1 protein-coding gene is annotated in these 767 nt (G+C 56.8%); it reads left to right on the top strand.

Going from position 1 to position 767, the window contains the following annotated elements; all coding sequences use genetic code 11:
* A partial coding sequence (locus tag ACFOWX_RS13310; protein WP_381425112.1) for a hypothetical protein occupies positions 1 to 767 on the top strand: 767 nt, incomplete at both ends.

The following is a 767-nucleotide window of genomic DNA, read 5'->3' as shown; positions in this document are numbered from 1 at the left end:
GCCAATGGCAAGGTGACGAGTTATGGTTATACCGAAAGCTATCTGGACCCAGGGGTCACGACGCCGGCGAACCAGTCGGGCACCAATGATGCCAAGGGCAATGTAACGAGGATTGTGGATGCCAATGGCAATACGGTGGAGCGCTGGTATGATCTGGCCAACCGTCTGGTCACCGAGCGGACCTATGGCAGCAACACATCATCGGCCAATATCGGGCAATATGCCCATTATGTGTATGACGGTGAGGGTCATTTGCGGTTCAGTATCAGCGCTGAGGGGCTGGTCACTGAATATGGCTATCAGGCGACAGGCGAGCTTTTATATACGCGCAGCTATCCGGGCAATAGCTACACGGCAGGCGCATTGACCGCGCCCAGCGAAGCCGCGATGAACACATGGCTGGCGGGGATCACGGATAAGAGCACATCGCAGCTGATGACCTATGCCTATGATGTGCGCGGCAATATGCTAACCAGCGTGAACTATGGCTCGGCGGATGCCGCGGGCAATGGCACGGCGGCAGAGGGCTATAGCCGGACCGATTATGTCTATGACGCCAATGGGCGTTTGCTTTCCCGCACCGGACTGGGTCAGGTATCGGAGACATTCGTTTATGACGGGATGGACCGGGTCATTGCGTCGACCGATTTGAATGGCGGCACGACCAGCGTGGTGTTTAACGATGCGGCGACGCAAACGGTTGTGACGCTGGCCAATGGTCAGGTGACCACATCCACCTATAACAAAGCGGGCGATCTGGTCAGCAG

Source organism: Sphingorhabdus arenilitoris (assembly GCF_042651485.1).
Taxonomy (GTDB): Bacteria; Pseudomonadota; Alphaproteobacteria; order Sphingomonadales; family Sphingomonadaceae; genus Sphingorhabdus_B; species Sphingorhabdus_B arenilitoris.
Note: the sequence above shows the minus strand (reverse complement) of the source record. Positions and strands in the feature narration are given on the sequence as shown.